Here is an 18,584-nt window from a genome sequence, read left to right as displayed (position 1 = left end):
ATTCCGTACAGGAGGGAACCAGGTGGGCGCGAAAGCGGTATATGGACAGGATTCTCAGGAACTCGAAGCACCCACCTTGGGAAATCTGCTCCGCCGCCTGCGTGACAATCGCGGTGTTTCGCGCGAACGCCTGGCATTCAACGCCGGTGTAAGCGCAAGTTACATCACGCATTTGGAGAAAGGCGACCGCGGCAACCCGACCCGGGAAGTGGTCGAGGCGCTCACCCGCTATCTGCACCGGCTGGACCCGCTGTCCACCGAGGACCGCCGCCAGCTCGGCGACCTCGCGGGCCTGGGATCGGGCGAGCTTCCTTCCCCGCGTGAACTGCGCGCGGCGATCACACCCGAGATGCTGCGGGCCCTGGAGCTGCACAGCCCGAATATGGCCGCCCTGCTCGACACCCGCGCCAACCTGCTGGCCAGCAATGACAGCTGGGACGCCGCCTTCCCGGGCCTGACCGAGGACGGCAATATGCTGCGCTGGTTCTTCGGCAATGAGCTGGCCACCCGGGTCATGGTGAACTGGGAGGCCGATGCCCGCCGGGTCACCCGCTGGATGCGCGGATTGATCGGGCGATCGGGCAATACCGACGGATTCGCCGATCTCATTCGTGATCTCGGGCAATTCCCGAAATTCCGGCAGGCCTGGTCCGAGGGCGGCGTGGAATTCGCACCGCATGTGTGGGCCGTGCAGCTGCGCAATCCGGTCACCGGGCTGCAGCGCAAGGTCTATGCCCAGCACGGCCGACTCGACAGCGCCGCCTACCCCGGCCAGTTGCTGACAGTTCTCGGGCTACCGGCCTGAACCCGCGTCACCCACGCAGCGGGATGAATTCGGCCGGCGCGCCGTCCACGGCGTCGGCCGGGACCACCACTACGCCGTCGCGGTGCAGCAGATCGGCCAGGTGCGCGGTGCGCAGCCGGAGATCGCCCCGGAAGCCGCCGCCGGGCAGCGCCTGGGCCGGGACGATGCGCGCCACCGGCGCGGTCAGCTCGGCGGCGTTCATCAGCGGGCCCACGATCGGGCGGGCCGGGGTCGCACCCGTCAGGCCCTCGACCGTGGCGCCGATCAGCGTGAGCAGGGTGGCGATCGCCGCGAACGGATTGCCCGGCAGCCCCAGAACGACTGTGCCGGAGGCCAATTGCGCGGCCACCGTGGAGCCCCCGGGCCGCAGGCGCAGGCGGCGCAGCAGCATGGTGGCCTCGGAGCGGTCCAGCGCCGAGCGCAGCTGATCGGCCGCGCCGCCGCCGGTCGCGCCGACGATGACGAGCAGATCACAGTCCGCGGCCGCGGCCAGCACCTCGTCGAAGGCATTCGCGGTGTCGCGCAGGTGAACCCGATCGACGGTGGTCACGCCGTACCAGCCCAGGACATCGGGCAGGATGGGCCCGATCGAGTCCCGGGTCTGACCGGTGTGCAGCGGCCCCTCGCCGCGAATCTCGTCGCCGGTCATGACGATGCGCGCCCGCACCGGGCCGCGCACGTCCGCCGCCGCGACCTCCGCGCTGGCCGCCACCGAGATCAGCGCGGCTGTCACCGGGGTGCCCGCGGCCGCGACTTCCGCACCGGGGAGCCAGTATTCGCCGCGCCGGCGCACATCCTCGCGAATCGGGGTGTCCGGCAGCCGGTACAGCGTGCCATCGGCCTCGAGGCGGACGAACTCGTCGCGCACCACCGAACCGGTCCCGTCGGGCACGTGCGCGCCGGTGGCGATCCGCACCGCCTCGCCGTCCAGCAGGCCCACCGGCCGCTGCCCGCCCGCGAAACCGATATCGCGGCGCAGCTGCCAGGGCCCGTCGCCGCTCACCGCGTAACCGTCCATGGCCGAGACATCGAAGCGCGGCAGGGCGTCCGCCGCGAGCAGGGGCGCGGCCAGCGTCGCGCCGCGCGCGGCCCGCAGCACCGCGCGGCGCACCGGCAGCGGGGAGATGCTCCCGCGCAGCACATCCCGGGCCTCGTCGAGCCACAGCGGCGCGGCCGTGCGTGCCGCCCCGGTCCGGGCCCGCCGCACGTCCTCGGGGGTGTCGCAGTCGTCCACGCCGGGTAGCGTAACCATGACGGTATCCACCGGCACCAGCGCCTTCATCGGCCGATTCACCAGGGAATCCAGGTCTTTCAAAGCAGCGACCAGGGCGGCGCGCCGCCACACCCCGACCAGATACTGCGGGCGGCCCGAGGCATCCGCGGCGAAGACCGCGTCGCTGCCGGATTCCCGTGCGTGGGAAAGCAATTCGTCCACGGCCGAGGCGGTGAGGAAGGGCATGTCGGCGGCCAGCACCACGATCAGCCCGGCCGGGAACTCACAGCCGGCGAGGGCGCCCAGCCCCGCGGCAATGGCCGCCACCGGGCCCGCTCCGGCCGGTATCTCCTGTGCCTGAAGGATTTCCGGCGGCAATTCGGGCCGATGCGGGCCCACCACCACGGTGCGTGCGCAGCCGGCGACCGCCGCCAGCGCCGCGTCCAGCATGGACTGCCCGCCGACCACGATGGCCGGCTTGTCCACCCCGCCCATCCGGCTGGCCTTTCCACCGGCCAGCACGATGGCGTCGACGGGTGTCACGAGCCCGTTCCGGGGCAGGGGCGTGTCCTTCGTTCACAGCGCATGGTTGAAGATCGTAGTGGCAGGCTGTTCAGAGCTTGTTGGGCGCGCCCGGAAACCTGCGCTTGCTAAGCAATTGCCGTTAGTCGTTACGTTATGAGATGTGCCACGACACATAGTAGAAATGGTCTTGTTTTAACGTTGAGAACAATCTCATATGGCAGTATCCGACCTGAGAACTGGCGGAGTACGCGGCGTTCGTCACAGTTCACACCAGGCGTCACACCGGGTCCCACTGTCCGGTACCGGGAGGACTCAGAGCGATGAAGGTTGGTTTGCTGAATGTTTGGGGAGAGGGAACGGCGTGGTGCTGGGCGTGAAACCGGATAGGGACTCCGACGATCTGAAGCCGCCGACATTCGGACTGCTGCTACGTCGCCTGCGTGATGAACGGGGCGTATCACGAGAAAGGCTGGCGTTCAATGCCGGCGTGAGCGCCAGCTACATCAGCCATTTGGAGAAGGGCGATCGCGGCCACCCCACCCGCGAAGTGGTGGATGCGCTGCTGCGATATCTGGACCGAATAACCCCGCTGTCGGCCGTCGAGCGCCGGCATCTGCTCGATCTGGCCGGACTCGGCGTGAGCGAATTCCCCACCGTGGAACAACTGCGCGGTGAAATCACCGACGACATGCGCCGTGCCCTCGACCTGCACGAACCAAATCTCGCCGCCTACGTCGACACCCGCTGGAATGTGCTCGCCTGCAACGAAAGCTACTCCCGCGCGTTCCCCGGGCTGGAGCGGGACATCAATATCCTGCGCTGGTTTCTGGGCAACGAGGCCGCCCGCGAGGTCATGGTCGAGTGGGAGGAGGAGGTCCGGCTGACCGTGCACTGGCTGCGCGGTCTGATCGCGAGCTCTGGAGATACCGCCTGGTCGGTTGAATTTCTCGGAGAACTCGGACGTTTCGGACTTTTCCGGGAAATGTGGGACGAGGGCGTCGCGGCTTACGGCCGGCCCCGCGCCACCATGCGCCTGCGCGACCGCGAGCGCAACCGGCGCTTCGATATCGCCGTGCAGCTGTTCAGTGTCTTCAATGCGGCTTACCCCAGCCAGATTCAAATCTTCCTCGGCATTCCGAGCTGGCGCGAGGCCGGGTGAGAATCCGCCGCCGTGACCGCCATGGGCACGGCCGGCTCCCTCGAACACTCGGGGCAGAAGGCTCCCCGTCACCGCACGGCTTGAACCTCGCGTCCTGCGCGCATCCGCGGCCACGGTGTCGACAGCGCTCGTGCCAGCCGGTTCTCCCGCCGGACATTGGACAGCTCGACCAGCCGGATCAGTAGCGGCGCAACCACTTCCGGATGAGTCCAGACTGCGCCGTGTCCCGCGCCCGGAATGGTGACCACACCGCCGGCCCCGGCCAGCCCGGTGGCCAACGCCTCGGACTTCTGGGCGGTGCTGTTGGCGTCGTGGCTACCGCGCACCACCAGGGCCGGCACGGAGATCTCCGGTAGCCGATGCAGTACCGAGCGCCGGTCCATCAGGCACCGGGCGGCGGGCATGATGCTCTGGCGGTCGGAGTTGTACCAGCGGCTGGTCCAGGCGCGCCACAGCCGCGGATCGGTGCCGCCGATGAGCTGCGGGGCCAATTCGGCGACCAGCGGGGCCAGCGGCTCCGGACCCGTCCAGCATTCGAAGAATTCGCGGTAGTAGGCCAATTCGGCCGGATTGCACGCGGTGGCCTCGGTATCGATCAGGGCCAGGCCCTGCACCCGCTCCGGCGCCAGCAGTGCCATGCGCAATGCGGCGTAGCCGCCCTGGCTCATTCCGCCGATGACCGCCTTCTCGATTCCGAGTTCATCGAGGACCGCAAATCCGTCCGCCGCCAGATCCCAATAGCTGAACGGTTCGCCATCGGGTGACTGGGTGCGACCATGGCACCGCGCATCGACCGTTACGAGATTGACACCGGCGTCTGCCAGAGGTTCGCGCATCGGCTCGAACATCGACTCGTCCATGAAGAACCCGTGGGCGAGCAGCAGGGTCGGACCGTTGATCTGGCTGGTGACGTAATGAACTGTTGCAGAACCTGATCGCACGTAAGGCATGGTCGGACCCTAGACGGCGGAACGGGCCGCTCCTACATGTTTGCCCGCGTGGTGCCAGGCACCGTTCGGTGAGGTTCCCGACGGGTACCCACACTGGCCAGTGTCAGTACTGCTAGGGGTTTGCCCCAGATTGCCTCAAAACTGGACAACAAGATCACGAGCCACTTTTAATCAGGCCGTGACGCTTTTGGGACAAGCGCAATTTCAAGGGAGGAAACAAATGTTCGACGTCACCACCGCAGCTCGGCGCGACGACTTCCGGATCGATCGCGGCGCGGGATTGCGGGAGTCGCTCGAAGGTCTGCTGTTGCACGACGGGGTCGGCCTGGATGCGCGGATGCGCCACGCGATTTCGGCCGTGGTTCACCTCGCGGTAGATGCCCCGCTCGGCATTCCGGAAGACGCCGAAGAATTCCTGGGCCGGCTGGACGCCTCCTGGCTTTTCGCCGCCTGGAATGACAGTGATCAGGAACTGTCTCTGCTGAATACCCTCGCGTGCGGTGAGGTTCCGGCATTGAGCTGGTGCGAACTCATGTTCACCACCGCGTTCGCGCCCTGGTCGGGTGCGCCGGCGGCCGTGCACGCCCGTCGTATCTTCGTCAATGGTGAGCAGGCCCGTCTCGCCGCCGTCAGTGGTGACTGCGGTATGAGTCGCGCATAAAGCATACCGCGCGTTCTTCTTTCTGATACTTCGCGCGTATTTCTCACTGATACTTATTGAAGGGACAGAGGAAGTGAAGCTGCTTTTCACCAATTTCGACGCAATGTTCGAATCCCTCGCCCGCCGCGACGGAGCCGAGAGCGAATCCTGGCATCAACAGGCGCTGTGCACCCAAACCGATCCCGAGGCATTCTTTCCCGACAAGGGCGGCTCCACCCGGGAGGCCAAGCGCATTTGCTCCTCCTGCGCGGTGCGCAAGGAATGCCTCGACTATGCAGTCACCCACGATCAGCGCTTCGGCATCTGGGGCGGCCTTTCGCCGCGCGAGCGCCGTCGTTACGAGCGCGGCGCGGCCTGAGGGGTAATCGGACCCGCTGGGTGATCCGGCTCAGCGCGGAGCACGGAATTGCCTGATCCTCGCGCGGGGAAGCGGTCGGGATCGGCAGCCTCAATCGATAGTCGCTCGTAAGAGACAGAATTCATTGGTCTCCGGATCGGCCAGGACCAGGACCGGCTCGACAGCCGGTGACTCACCGCCGAACGGCGGTGCGTCGGGGCCGGCCGGAACCGCACCCGCGGCCCGCAACCGGGCCGCCTCCACGACGGGATCGTCGTTGGGGAAGGTGACGAGATCCAGATGGAGACGGCTGCGCTCACCCGGCGCCGCCGGATCGAGCAGGAATTCCAGCCACGGGCCCTGCCCGGTAGCGGCCCGGATACCCGCGTAGCGGGCGGTCCGGTGGGTGAGCGGCCAGCCGCAGGCGGCGGACCAGAACTCGGCCAGCCGCGATGGGTCCCGGGTGTCCACCACGATGGCCGCGACCGCACCGGTGTCCACGTACTGCTCACGCGGCTCCAGCACGCAGAACTCATTGCCCTCGGGATCGGCCAGCACCGTCCACGGCACCGCGCCCTGGCCGATGTCCAGCCGGCGGGCGCCCAGGGCCAGCGCCCGGTCCACCTGCAGCCGCTGATGATCCAGCGACCGGCTGCACAGATCCAGGTGGATGCGGTTCTTGGCGGTCTTGGGCCGCCGCGCCGGGAGGAAGGTGAGCGCCACGTCCGGAGCGTCCGGGTCCGGTGCGGCGACCTCGACCTCGCCGGGCCGGTCCACCGTCACCTCCCAGCCCAGCAGCTCGGCCCAGAACCGGGCCGCCGCCCTGGGCACGACCGCATCGAACACCACGCAGGCCAGACGGGTGGACATCTTTTCACGGTAACCGGCGGGCGGGGTGGCGCGTATCAGGTTTCGGCGAACCGGTAACGGGCGCGTCGCAGGTCCACCCGGCCATCCGCGATCGGACAGCCCTCGGCGGCCAGCTCGGCCAGCTGCCGATGCGCCAAATGTGGTGCGGGCGTGCCGTTTGCGCGCAGCACCCGGTGCCACGGCAGGTCCGCGGAATCGGTGCGCATGATCCAGCCGACCGTGCGGGGCGTGGACAGACCCGCCGCGGCCGCGATATCGCCGTAGGTGGCGACCCGGCCGGGGGGAATGGCCGCGACCAATTCGCGCACTCGCTCGACTTCGGCTTCGGTGGTTGGCATTTCGCGCCTCCTGGGTCAGAGCAGGGCGCGGACCAGTGCGGCGGTCTGCACCGGCCGCGCCTGCGCGACCATGTGGTCGCAATCGAATTCGTGGATGGTGAGCCGGTCACCCAGATGAGCGGTGAGCGCCGCGCGGAAATCCGGAGAAACCAGCGGCGGGTTCACCTTCATTGCCTGCACCATGACCGTCGGCATCTCGCGGGGCGGCAGCACGAAGTCCCGGGCGATCTCACCCCAGAAGGCGATGATCGCCGACATGGTCATGCGCCAGCCCACCCGGCCGTTCGCGGTGGGCACCAGGTGCTCCGCCAGCTCGGCATCCAGAACCGCCGGGTCCACCTCGGCCCACGAGGTCTCCAGCTTGTCGAAGCGGGCCTGTTCGAGACTCTCGTAATCCGGTGCCGCCAGCATGGAATTCGCGATGGTCAGCATGCGCTCGGGTTCCAGGCCGATGGCCGGATCCAGCAGTACCAGCCCGCGCACCAGCTCCGGGCGGCGATGCGCCAGATGCACCGCGGTGGCCGCGCCGAACGAATGCCCGAGCACCACCACGGGTTCGCTCGTCTCGTGTTCCAGCAGCGCCGCGAGATCATCGACGAGAGTCTCGAAATCCCACGGCGGCACGCCGGGCGACCTCCCGTGCCCCCGCAGATCCGGTGCAATGATCCGGACATCGGGGAGATGCTCGTCGGCCAGCGCCTGCCAGCGCCGGCCGTGGCCCGTCAACCCGTGCAACGCCAGCACGACCGGACCGGTCGGGGGACCGAAACGATGACTATGAAGCTCCACCACGCTGCCCATTCTGCTGCCTGCGCCCGATATGAACAGCTTCCGGACTGTGATCGGCGGCACGGCCAACTCATGGCAAACGAAACCTGTCGGGGCGGTCTGTTGAAATAGCCGACGTGATGCGATCGGATAGCTCGGTGCAATTGGTGCGCCGGGCCGAGGCGGAGACCCCCTCGCGGGAGTGGGACGCCGCCCTCCGGCCGCTGTTCGACGACCTCGGCGCCGACCCCGGCTGGCAGCCCTGGCAGGTGCTCGGCGGACCCGGGACCGGCAAGACCGCGCTGCTGGTCGATGTGGCCGCCGCGCGCATCCTGGCCGGGGCCGCACCTGAATCGGTGCTGGTGCTCACCTACACCAAGCGCGCCGCCACCGCCGTGCGCGCCGCCATCACCGCCCGCGTCGCCGCGGCCGATCCGGAACTGGGCGGAGTGCCCGGCGCCACCCGCGGGCCGCTGGTGCGGACCATCCACTCCTACGCCTTCGGACTGCTGCGCTCCTCCGCGGCGGCGCACGGCAATCCGCCGCCGCGCCTGCTCACCGGATCCGAGCAGGACATCGTGGTGCGCGAACTGCTGCGCGGCGACCTCGCCGACGGCGCCGCCGCATGGCCCGAAAGGCTGCATCCCGCGCTGCCCGCCGCAGGATTCGCCGAACAATTGCGGGACCTCATGCTGCGAGCCACCGAACGCGGTCTGGGGCCCGAGGATCTCATCGAACTCGGGCGCGCCCACGGCCATCCGGAATGGGTCGCCGCCGGGCGCTTCGCCGAACGCTACGAGCAGATCATGATGCTGCGCTGGTCGGTCGGCATGGACGTGCCCGAGGCCAGCGCCCCCGCCCTCGACGCCGCCGAACTCGTCACCGCCGCCCTCGATGCCTTCTACACCGACCCCGAACTCCTTGCCGCCGAACGCAATCGGCTGCACTGCATCCTCGCCGACGACGCCCAGCACCTCGATCCCCATGCCGCCCAGCTCATCCGCGCCCTGGGCAGCGGCGCCGCCACCACGGTCATCGCCGCCGACCCCGACCAGGCCGTCTACACCTTCCGCGGCGCCGACCCCCGCTTCGCCGCCGACCCCGACGCCCCCGCCGACCGCCGAATCATCCTGCGCCACAACCACCGCTCCACCCCGGCTGTCCAGGAAATAGCCGACCGCATAGCCGCCCGCCTCCCCGGCGCCGCGCCCCACCGCACTCCACCGCCCGATCCGCGCCCCACTGCCGCCACCTTCGATTTCCTCCACGAGATCGCCGCCGGCCTCGTGGACGGCGACGAATCTCGCGGTGCCGCAACCCCGCCGCACATCGACGGCCCAGCCGGCACATCGGGACCGAACGACGCGACGTCCACGGCCGTCAACGGCGGCACGCGCCGTTCGAACGGCATCCGGCCGGCCGCCGCGGCCCCGCCGCACGCGACCGGCGCAGGCGATAGGGGCGGCACCGGGCGTCGTCAGGTCGGAGCGAGCGATTCGGCGCGGCGCTCGGCCGCGGGTATCGATGAACGCGGTCGATCCGAGAGTGCCCGGGGCGGTACGCAGTCCGGTGGCGAGGTGCGGGTGCAGGTGCTGACCACACCGGCGAAGGAGGCGGCACTGATCGCCGATCAGCTGCGGCGCGCGCATCTCACCCACGGGGTGCCCTGGTCGCACATGGCGGTGATCGTGCGGTCGGTGCCGCTGTCGCTGGCGCCGCTGCGGCGGGCGCTGCTGGCCGCCGGTGTGCCGGTGCGGCAGCCGCCGGCGGACGTTCCGCTCGCGCGGCGGCGGGGCGCGGTGTGGATGTTGCTGGCGCTGCGGGCCGTAACCGCGGGCGATCCGACCTCGGTGCGGCATCCGCGGCCGATCGCATTCACCGCCGACGACGCGCTCGACCTGTTGGCCGGACCGCTGGGCGGGGCCGACCAGATCAGCCTGCGGCGGCTGCGGCGCGGTATCCGGCGCACGGTCATGGAGCTCGGATATCCGGAGCGCGCGACCGAGGAGGATGCCGAGCGCGATTTGATCGGTGCGGCCGAATCCGATGCGACGGAATCGGATCCGACAGACAGCGGGCGGCCCTCCGAGTCGCCCGGTGCGGGTGCGGGCTCGTCGTCCGGTGCCGCACAGCCGCGTGGCGACAGCCCGGTCCGGCCGCGACCGGACACCGAATTCGACCGGGACGCGGAGCGATTCGCCGACCTGGATCGGTCGTCGGCGGAGATTCTGCGGGATCTGCTGGTGGGGGCCGGGAATCGAGTGGTGCTGGAGAAGCTCACGCCGGTGGAGGCCGCGCCGCTGCGGCGGGTGCTGAAGGCGCTGGGGCGGGCGCGGAAGGCGCGGCGGGACGGGGGCGGGCTGGAAGACGTGATGTGGGGGGTGTGGACGGGCTCCACGCTGGAGCGGCGGTGGGTGGGGCAGTCCGAGCGCGGGGGAGCGGTCGGGATGCAGGCCGATCGGGACCTCGACGCGGTGGTCGGGTTGTTCGAGGCGGCCGCGGCGTATGTGGACCGGCTGCCGCGCGCCACCATCGAAGGATTCGTGGAATACCTGGAGCAGCAGGAGATTCCGCAGGACAACGCGCCGGTCACCGATCCGGGCGAGGCGGTGACCATCTGCAGCGCCCACGCGGCCGCCGGGCGGGAGTGGGACACCGTGGCGGTGGCGGCCGTGCAGGAGGGCATCTGGCCCAATCTGCGGCCGCGCGGCACCCTGCTCGGCGTCGAGGATCTGGTGGATCTGCTTGCGGGCGTGGGCGGTTCGGGGGAGAAGGTGAGCCGGGCCGCACCGCTGCTGGCCGAGGAGCGGCGACTGCTGCTGGTGGCGTGCAGCCGGGCGCGCCGGTCGCTGCTGGTGACCGCGGTCGAATCCGTCACGGGGGACCAGGATCTGGTGCCGTCGCGGTTCCTGGCCGACATGGACGGCGAGGCCGCCGACGGGCAGCCGGGCCGGATCCCGCCGCCGGTGGACCCGGGCCGCGCCCTGGCCATGCACGCCCTCATCGCCGAATTGCGCGCCGCCGCCTGCGATCCCGAGACCGCGCCGGAGCGCCGGCTGCGCGCGGCGCGGCAGCTGGCGCGGCTGGCGGAGGCCGGGGTGCGCGGCGCACACCCGGACGACTGGTACGGCACCGCGGAGCTCTCCTCGGCGAATCCGCTGTGGAACAGCGAAGAAGGCGCGATCTCGCTGTCGCCGTCCACCGTGGATCAGCTGAAGACCTGCCCGCTGCGCTGGGCGCTGGAACGGCACGGCGGCGGGGACGGCGAGAACCCGCACGCGCTCAAGGGCAATCTGGTGCACACCCTGGTACAGGCGCTGGCCGGGCAGGTCAGCGAGGACCAGGTCAAACAGGCCCTGGCCAAGGCGTGGAAGAAGGTCGACCCCACCGCCCGCGACGGCGAGAACTGGTACTCCCGGGCGGAACTGCGGCGCACCGAGACCATGGTCGACACGTTCCTGGCCTGGCTGCGCAATACCCGCGACGAGCTCACCGCCATCGGCGTCGAGGTGCCGGTGGACTGCGTGCTGCCCGCCCGCGGCCCCGGCGAACAGCCGGTGCGGATCAGCGGCAGGGTCGACCGGGTGGAGCGAGATGCCCTGGGCCGCTTCGTCATCGTCGACGTGAAGACCGGCAAGACCCCCATCTCCAAGCAGGCCGCCGAGGAGCACGCACAGCTGGCCACCTATCAGGTCGCCGCCGCCGAGGGCGCGCTCGGCGAGGGCGAGCCCGGCGGCGCGCGCCTGGTCTACGTGGCCAAGCCCAGCAGCAAGGAGGGCGCGACCCAGCGCACCCAGCCGCCGCTGGACGCGGACGGAATCGAGACCTGGCGCACCGTCATCCACGACGCCGCCGATGCCTCCAAGGGCCCCAGCTACCTCGCCATGCGCAATGACGGCTGCCGTCACTGCAAGGTGGCCGGCAGCTGCCCCGTGCAGGACACCGGCCGGCAGGTGACGGACTAGTGCGCGTCACCCCGCGTCAGCTCGCCGACGCGCTGGGCCTGCCGCCGCCCACCGACGAACAAGCCGCCGTCATCGCCGCCCCGCCGGGACCCACCCTGGTGGTGGCGGGCGCGGGCGCGGGCAAGACCGAGACCATGGCCGCCCGCGTGGTCTGGATGGTGGCCAACGGCCTGGTCGAACCCGAACAGGTGCTGGGACTGACCTTCACCCGCAAGGCCGCCCAGCAGCTCACCCAGCGCATCCGCACCCGCCTGGCCCGGCTGGCCGGCGCACCGGTGGTGCGCGACATCGACCCCACCGGCCACCTGCGCGCCCAGCTCACCTCGTCCGAACCGGAGATCAGCACCTACCACTCCTACGCGGGCCGCCTGCTCACCGAATACGGCCTGCTGCTGCCGGTCGAACCCACCGCCACCCTGCTCACCCAGACCCAGCTGTGGCAGCTCGCCTACCGCGTCGTCTCCACCTGGGACGGCGACCTCGACACCGACCGCAGCCCCGTCGGCGTCACCGAGGCCGTGCTCGCCCTCTCCGGCCAGCTCGCCGAACACCTGGTGGAACCGCACCAATTGGCCACGGCCCACCTGGAATTGGAGCGCCTCGTCCACACCCTCCCCGCCGGACCCCGGCAGAAGGGCGGCCCCAAGAAGGCTCTCCTCGACCTCCTCGAAGCCCAGCACGAGCGCGTCGCCCTGCTGCCCCTGGTGGATCGCCTCGCCGAGGAACTGCGCCGCCGCGGCGCCCTGGACTTCGGCGCACAAATGTCCTTGTCCGCCCGCCTGGCCGCCACCCACGCGGAAGTCGGTGCGGCCGAACGCGATCGCTTCCGACTGGTCCTCCTGGACGAATACCAGGACACCGGCCACTCCCAGCGCATCCTGCTCTCCTCCCTCTTCGGTGCGACGGCTCCACCCGGCCCGGCCGCCGCGCGGACCCGGCAACCGCTGGCCGTGACCGCGGTCGGCGACCCCATGCAGTCGATCTACGGCTGGCGTGGCGCGTCGGCGGCCAATCTGCCGCGCTTCGCCACCGACTTCCCCAGTGCCCCAGGCATTCCCGCGCCGGTCCTGCCGCTGCTCACCAGCTGGCGGAATCCGCCGGAGGCCCTGGATCTGGCCAACCTGGTGTCGGATCCCCTGCGCGAGCGGGCGGCGCGCGGCGGGGGAGTGACGGTGGACGCGCTGCGGCCCCGCCCGGACGCCACGGCCGGACTGGTCGCCTTGGCGCTCGCGGAAACCGTTGCGGTGGAACGGGAGTGGGTCGCCGAACGGATCGCCGCCGAATGGGAGGCCGCGAGCGACGCGGGCGACCCGCCGCCCACCTCCGCGGTGCTGGTGCGACGCAATGCCGATGCCGCCCCGCTCGCGGAAGCTCTGCGGGACCGCGGATTACCCGTGGAGATCGTCGGCCTGGGCGGGCTGCTGCACACGCCGGAGGTCGCCGATATCGTCGCCACCCTGCGCCTGGTCGCCGACCCGTCGGCCGGTAGCGCGGCGGTGCGCATCCTGACCGGTGCCCGCTGGCGGATCGGGGTCGCGGACATCGCGGCCCTGTCCCGCCGTGCGCGGGAGCTGTCCATCCGCCGCCCCGCCGGGCAGACCGACGCCCTGGACGAGGCGCTGCGCGAGGTCGCGCCCGAACCCGCCGAGAAGGCCGGACTCGGCGACGCCATCGCCGATCCCGGTGAGCCGGACCAGTATTCGGCCCAGGGCTTCGCCCGCATCACGGCGCTCGGCCGTGAGCTCTCCGCGCTGCGCGAGCGGGCCGGGCAGCCGCTGGCCGAACTGGTCGCCGATGTGGAGCGCACCATCGGCATCGGCGTGGAGACCCAGGCCCGCCGCACCCACGCCGCCGCCGGGCGCGAGCACCTCGACGCCTTCGCCGAGGTGGTGGCCGGATACTCCGCCGACCACCGCTCCTCCCTGTCCGGCCTGCTCGACTTCCTCGCCGCCGCCGAAGAGGTCGAAAACGGTTTGGAGCCAGGCGAAGTCGAGGTCGCCCACGACCGCGTCCAGGTGCTCACCGTGCACGCGGCCAAGGGCCTGGAATGGGAGGTGGTCGCGGTACCGCACGTGGTGGACGGCACCTTCCCGTCCGGCACCGGCACCGCCACCTGGATGGGCGCGCTCGCCGAACTCCCGACCGCGCTGCGCGGTGACCGCGAGCAGGAGGACGCCACCGACGGCGTCCCAGTCCTCGACCTGGCCGACCTCTACGACCGCGCCGACCTGGAACGCACCCTCGACGACCACAAGAAGGCACTCGCGGCCCGCCGCCTCGACGAGGAACGCCGACTGTTCTACGTGGCCCTCACCCGCACCGAGCGCGCCCTGTTCGTCTCCGCCCACCACTGGTCGGAGACCGGCTCGAAACCCAAGGGCCCCTCCGCCTTTCTGCTCGAACTCGAACACGAGACCGAGGCCCCGGGCTCGGTGCCGGCGCGCGGTGTGCACATCGACCGCTGGGACGATCCGCCCCTGCCCGACACCCCCAACCCCTTCACCGACAACCCGCAGACCGCCACCTGGCCGCGTGACCCGCTCGGCTCCCGCCGCGAATTCGTGGAGGAGGGCGTGACCCTGGTCAAGGCCGCACTCGACACCCTGCGCGCCGAATCCCGCCCACAGCAGACGGAACTCGATTTCGGACCCGAATTCGGTGGCGCCGCAGCCGATCCCGAGCCCGAGGATGAGGATCCCGAGGGCTGGGCCGAGGATGTCAGCGCCCTCATCGCCGAGCACCGCGCCGCCGAACAGGCCGTGCGCGAGGTCGAACTGCCCGGCCAGCTCGCCGCCACCGCCCTGGTCGACCTGAGCGCCGATCCCGCGAAACTCGCCGCCCGCCTGCGCCGTCCGCTTCCGTACCCGCCCAGCCCCTACACCCGCCGCGGCACCGCCTTCCACGCCTGGCTGCAGCGCTGGTTCGGCGGCGCGCGCCTGCTCGGCTTCGAGGAACTGCCCGGCGCGGCCGACATCACCGACACCGACGCCGACCTCATGCGCCTGCAGGAGGCCTTCCTCGCCTCCCCGTGGGCCGACCGCAATCCCGTCGAGGTGGAGATCTCCTTCGAAACCACCATCGCGGGCACCGTGATTCGCGGCCGCATGGATGCCGTCTTCCGCCGCCCCGACGGCACCTGGGTCATCGTCGACTGGAAGACCGGCGCGGAACCGCAACGCGCCGACGAGGATTCGGTCTCCGTCCAGCTCGCGGTCTACCGGCTGGCCTGGGCCCGTCTGGAGGCCGCCCGCAGTGGCCGCGCCGAATCCGACCTGCTGGCCGAGACGGTCGCCGCCTTCCACTACGTCCGCACCGGCCGCACCATCGCCCCCGAACACCTGCCCGGCCCAGCCGAACTCGCCGCCATCATCACCGACGCGGCCCCCCGCCGGATTCCGCCGACCCCGCCCGAACCCCCGCTCCCGCCCGAGCCGGACGACGACCCGGGTCCTGCCGAGCCCACCGATGTCGAAATGCTGCGTCTCCCGGCCGCTTCGGGGCGATCCGCACCCGCCGGACACGACGATGAACCCGCGCCCGGCTTCGAGCCGCCGCCCGACCCGGAAGCGCCACCCGGCTCCGATGCGCCACCGCCCTCGGCGCCGATGCCCACCGGGCGCGCCGATGCCCGCCCGGGCTCGCACCGGGATCCCGTGCCGGGCTTCGATTTCCCACCCGATTTCGAGCCGCCACCCGATCCGGAATCGGTGCCGCCGGACCCGCTGCACTGAGCCCCGGACCGCCGCGCGACTTCGCGACGCGCGCCCGCCGGAACCGCCGCACGGCGTTTCGCCCGGTACGCTCCGGACCTGTGCCGCAGCCAGAAGTGCCCGAAATGACCGGTGATTCGCGTGTTCGGTGACTCCTCGCGCGGACTGGCCGGTCTCACCGAGCGGCCCGACCACGCTCTGGTCGGCGTCCTGCGGGTCCCCTCCGCCCAGTCCAGCCCCTGGTACTCGTTGGTGCGACGGCTGGGTGTGGCGGTGCTGCTGCTGGTGGGGGCCACCCTGGTGGTGTACATCGGACGCGACGGCTACCACGACAACGCCCGCGACCGGATGGGCCTGCTGGACTGCGCCTACTACGCCACGGTGTCGCTGTCGACCACCGGCTACGGCGACATCACACCGGTCACCCCCACCGCGCGGCTGATCAATATTCTCATTGTCACGCCGCTGCGGATCCTGTTCCTCATCGTCCTGGTCGGCACCACTCTGTCGGTGCTCACCGAACGGTCCCGGCAGGCGTTCAAGATTCAGCGATGGAGGCGCACCGTGCGTAATCACACCGTGGTAGTCGGCTACGGCACCAAGGGCCGCACCGCAGTGGACGCCATGCTGGCCGACGGCGCGCAGGCCGGCGACATCGTGGTGGTCGACACCGACCCGCAGGTGCTCGAATTCGCCGCCAACGCCGGACTGGTAACAGTGCACGGCTCGGCCACCAAGTCGGATGTGTTGCGGCTGGCCGGAGTTCAGCACGCCGCGGCCGTCGTCGTGGCCGCCAACCGCGACGACACCGCCGTCCTGGTCACCCTCACCGCCCGCGAAATCAATCCCAGGGCAAAGATTTCCGCGGCCGTGCGTGAGGCCGAGAACACCCACCTGCTGCGTCAGTCCGGCGCCGACTCGGTAGTGGTGTCCTCCGAGACCGCCGGCCGCCTGCTCGGCATCGCCACCACCACCCCGGCCGTGGTCGACATGATCGAGGACCTGCTCACCCCCGAGGCCGGCTTCGCCATCGCCGAACGCGACGTGGAGACCGAGGAGATCGGCGGCTCCCCGCGTCACCTGCGCGACATCGTGCTGGGCGTGGTCCGCGACGGCCGCCTCATCCGCGTCGGCGATCCCGAGACCGACGCCCTCGAGACCGGGGACAAGCTCCTCTATCTGCGCCGCGTCCACGCCTGACGATCGCGCCCGTCTAGTCTCGGGGTGTGTCAGGTTTCCAGCTGAATGCCGTTCCGGTGCTGTCCCGTACCTCACTCGACCGGGCCGAAGACCTCCGCTCCGACGAACAGGCCCTGAAAGAGGGCTGGGCCCAGGCCAAACTCCTGCGAATGAACAAGCGCGGCCAGGTCCGCGTCGACAACGGGACCGTGGTGCTCGAGCCCGCACTCACCCTCGCCCCCGAACGTGCGCCCGGGGCCGTCTTCCTCGGCGTCGACGACGGCACCCACCTGTGGGCCGTGCGCGACAACACCATCGAGGGCACGCTGGCCGACCTGCGCGCCTACGGCTCCACCCTGGACCTCGACGATTTCGGCACCGGCCTGCTCTCCACCGCCATCGCCCTGCTGAACTGGCACGACAAGGCGGCCTTCAGCGCCGTCGACGGCACCCCCACCACAGCTGCCAACGGCGGCTGGTCGCGCATCAGCGAAACCGGGCACGAGGATTTCCCGCGTACCGACCCGGCCGTCATCTGCCTCATCCACGACGGCGGCGACCGCGTGCTGCTGGCCCGCCAGCACACCTGGCCGCAGGGGTTGTTCTCCCTGCTGGCCGGTTTCGTGGAGGCGGGGGAGTCGCTGGAACGCTGCGTCGAACGCGAGATCAAGGAGGAGGTCGGCGTCGACGTCCGCGAGATCCGCTACCTGGGCAGCCAGCCCTGGCCCTTCCCGCGCTCGCTCATGCTCGGCTTCGCCGCCGTCGCCGACCCGGACCAGCCGCTGGCCTTCCACGACGGCGAGATCGCCGAGGCCTACTGGTTCACCCGCGACGAGGTGCGGGCCGCGCTGGCCGCGGGCGCGTGGGGATCGCCCACCGGGGCCACCGGCGGCGAGGCGAAACTGCTGCTGCCGGGGTCGATTTCGATCGCCCGGACCATTGTCGAATCCTGGGCCGCCGAAAGCTGATCGGGCACAACAAGAAGCCGCACACCTACTGGTGTGCGGCTTCTTTCTTCATCCCCGGGGCTAGCCGATGGCGGCCAGGGCCTCTTTCACCTGTACCAGGGTGGGGTTGGTAGCCGTCGAGCCGTCGCGGTACTTCACGGTCGGCACAACGTGATTGCCGTTGTTCACACTGCCCACGAATTCGGCGGCATCGGGGTGGTCCTCGATGTCGATCACCTCGTAGGTGATGCCGGCCTCGTCGAGCTGCTTCTTGAGGCGACGGCAGTAGCCGCACCAGGTCGTCGAGTACATGGTCAGATCGGTAGCAGTCACGGTCGGTGCAACATACTCGCCGCTGATCGTGTTCCCCGCGGAGGGTCGGTTGTGAGCCGATCGACCCTGTTCCGAACCGATCGAAGATCAGGGGTTGACGCAGAAGTACTAAGCGCGCATACTAATTGCATGACGTTCATCGCTGAAGCCTCCGCCACCTCGACCGCCACCCCCGCCGCCTTCTTCACCAAGTGGGCCGACATGGCCACCTGGCACGAGTGGAACCAGGACACCGAATGGGCCAAGCTCGACGGCAAGTTCGAGCAGGGCGCGACCGGCGTCATCAAGCCCAAGGGCGGCCCCAAGACCAAGTTCGTCGTCACCAAGCTCACCGACACCGAATTCATCGACTCGTCCAAGCTGATCGGCGCGCGGCTGATCTTCGCCCACGAGGTCACCACCGACGGTGAGCGCACCACCGTGAAGGTCCGCATCACCATGGAGGGCCCGCTGCGCGGCCTCTGGAACAAGATCATGGGCGCCGATCTCGCCAAGTCCGTGCAGGGCGATCTCGAGGCGCTGGTCGCGGCCGCCGAGGCGGTGCTGGTATGAGCACCAGGTACTGGCTCGCGGTCGTCTCCCGCGATCATGTCCGCCGGGGTGTGGAACTCGGCTTCGCGCAGGCCAATCACGGCAAGCGCGCGGCCGTGGAACGCATGCAGGCCGGGGACGGACTGGTCTACTACTCGCCCCGCACCGGCATGCGCGAGGGCGAACCGATCAAATCCTTCACCGCCATCGGCACCGTCGCCGATGGCCCGGCCTGGCAGGTCGAGGAACAGGGCGGCTGCTTCCGCCCCTGGCGGCGCGCGGTCGACTACGAC

Annotated in this window: 16 protein-coding genes; 10 read left to right on the top strand and 6 right to left on the bottom strand. The window is 70.3% G+C overall.

Annotated elements, in window-relative coordinates:
* The first annotated feature begins 76 nt into the window (after positions 1-76).
* Positions 77-805, top strand: a complete 729-nt coding sequence (locus tag ACFXN1_RS47025) for a helix-turn-helix domain-containing protein (protein ID WP_379401853.1) — start codon at positions 77-79, stop codon at positions 803-805.
* A gap of 7 nt (positions 806-812) precedes the next feature.
* Here ACFXN1_RS47025 and ACFXN1_RS47020 read toward each other — a convergent pair whose 3' ends face one another.
* Positions 813-2,561 carry an NTP transferase domain-containing protein gene (locus tag ACFXN1_RS47020; RefSeq protein WP_379444370.1) on the bottom strand — a complete coding sequence of 583 codons (1,749 nt, stop codon included), beginning with the start codon at positions 2,559-2,561 and terminating at the stop codon, positions 813-815.
* A gap of 343 nt (positions 2,562-2,904) precedes the next feature.
* Between ACFXN1_RS47020 and ACFXN1_RS47015 the strand changes: the two genes are divergently transcribed.
* A complete protein-coding gene (locus ACFXN1_RS47015) occupies positions 2,905-3,702 on the top strand; it encodes a helix-turn-helix domain-containing protein (protein ID WP_379444372.1) in 798 nt (265 codons plus the stop codon).
* A gap of 68 nt (positions 3,703-3,770) precedes the next feature.
* Here the strand turns inward: ACFXN1_RS47015 and ACFXN1_RS47010 are convergent, their stop codons facing one another.
* Positions 3,771-4,652, bottom strand: a complete 882-nt coding sequence (locus ACFXN1_RS47010) for an alpha/beta fold hydrolase (protein WP_379401814.1) — start codon at positions 4,650-4,652, stop codon at positions 3,771-3,773.
* A gap of 220 nt (positions 4,653-4,872) precedes the next feature.
* Here ACFXN1_RS47010 and ACFXN1_RS47005 point away from each other — a divergent pair, with 220 nt between their 5' ends.
* Both ACFXN1_RS47005 and ACFXN1_RS47000 read left to right on the top strand, forming a co-directional pair.
* Complete coding sequence (locus ACFXN1_RS47005) at positions 4,873-5,313, top strand: hypothetical protein (RefSeq protein ID WP_379401813.1); 441 nt, start codon at positions 4,873-4,875, stop codon at positions 5,311-5,313.
* Positions 5,314-5,416: 103 nt separating this feature from the next.
* Entirely contained in the window at positions 5,417-5,671 is a 255-nt protein-coding gene (locus ACFXN1_RS47000) for a WhiB family transcriptional regulator (RefSeq protein ID WP_379401852.1), read from the top strand.
* 90 nt (positions 5,672-5,761) lie between these two features.
* On the opposite strand, the gene ACFXN1_RS46995 is transcribed toward ACFXN1_RS47000, so the two are convergent.
* From ACFXN1_RS46995 to ACFXN1_RS46985, 3 genes are read right to left on the bottom strand one after another with little or no spacing between them, the layout of a single operon-like run.
* The gene (locus tag ACFXN1_RS46995; protein WP_379444373.1) at positions 5,762-6,520 is read right to left on the bottom strand and encodes a VOC family protein; all 759 of its coding nucleotides are present in this window, start codon (positions 6,518-6,520) and stop codon (positions 5,762-5,764) included.
* Between the two features lie 35 nt (positions 6,521-6,555).
* Entirely contained in the window at positions 6,556-6,858 is a 303-nt protein-coding gene (locus tag ACFXN1_RS46990) for an MGMT family protein (protein WP_354840404.1), read from the bottom strand.
* Between the two features lie 15 nt (positions 6,859-6,873).
* The gene (locus ACFXN1_RS46985) at positions 6,874-7,659 is read right to left on the bottom strand and encodes an alpha/beta fold hydrolase (RefSeq protein WP_379444374.1); all 786 of its coding nucleotides are present in this window, start codon (positions 7,657-7,659) and stop codon (positions 6,874-6,876) included.
* A 107-nt stretch (positions 7,660-7,766) separates the two neighbouring features.
* Between ACFXN1_RS46985 and ACFXN1_RS46980 the strand changes: the two genes are divergently transcribed.
* From ACFXN1_RS46980 to nudC, 4 genes are all read left to right on the top strand, one after another.
* Positions 7,767-11,591 (top strand): PD-(D/E)XK nuclease family protein, encoded by a 3,825-nt coding sequence (locus ACFXN1_RS46980; RefSeq protein ID WP_379444380.1) that lies wholly within the window; start codon positions 7,767-7,769, stop codon positions 11,589-11,591.
* Entirely contained in the window at positions 11,591-15,322 is a 3,732-nt protein-coding gene (locus ACFXN1_RS46975) for an ATP-dependent helicase (RefSeq protein ID WP_379463997.1), read from the top strand. Before ACFXN1_RS46980 ends, ACFXN1_RS46975 begins: the two co-directional genes overlap by 1 nt.
* A 120-nt stretch (positions 15,323-15,442) precedes the next feature.
* Positions 15,443-16,501 carry a potassium channel family protein gene (locus ACFXN1_RS46970; RefSeq protein WP_379379404.1) on the top strand — a complete coding sequence of 353 codons (1,059 nt, stop codon included), beginning with the start codon at positions 15,443-15,445 and terminating at the stop codon, positions 16,499-16,501.
* A gap of 26 nt (positions 16,502-16,527) precedes the next feature.
* Positions 16,528-17,448 carry an NAD(+) diphosphatase gene (nudC, locus tag ACFXN1_RS46965; protein WP_379401809.1) on the top strand — a complete coding sequence of 307 codons (921 nt, stop codon included), beginning with the start codon at positions 16,528-16,530 and terminating at the stop codon, positions 17,446-17,448.
* A gap of 60 nt (positions 17,449-17,508) precedes the next feature.
* Here the strand turns inward: nudC and ACFXN1_RS46960 are convergent, their stop codons facing one another.
* Positions 17,509-17,760 carry a mycoredoxin gene (locus ACFXN1_RS46960; protein ID WP_354840418.1) on the bottom strand — a complete coding sequence of 84 codons (252 nt, stop codon included), beginning with the start codon at positions 17,758-17,760 and terminating at the stop codon, positions 17,509-17,511.
* Positions 17,761-17,889: 129 nt separating this feature from the next.
* Here ACFXN1_RS46960 and ACFXN1_RS46955 point away from each other — a divergent pair, with 129 nt between their 5' ends.
* Both ACFXN1_RS46955 and ACFXN1_RS46950 read left to right on the top strand, forming a co-directional pair.
* A complete protein-coding gene (locus ACFXN1_RS46955) occupies positions 17,890-18,312 on the top strand; it encodes an SRPBCC family protein (RefSeq protein WP_379444377.1) in 423 nt (140 codons plus the stop codon).
* A partial coding sequence (locus ACFXN1_RS46950) for an EVE domain-containing protein (protein WP_379444378.1) occupies positions 18,309-18,584 on the top strand: 276 nt, incomplete at its 3' end. The genes ACFXN1_RS46955 and ACFXN1_RS46950, both read left to right, overlap by 4 nt.

It is taken from the genome of Nocardia sp. NPDC059154, from assembly GCF_042755705.1.
Lineage (GTDB): Bacteria > Actinomycetota > Actinomycetes > Mycobacteriales > Mycobacteriaceae > Nocardia.
This window is presented reverse-complemented; position numbering and strand designations above follow the sequence as displayed.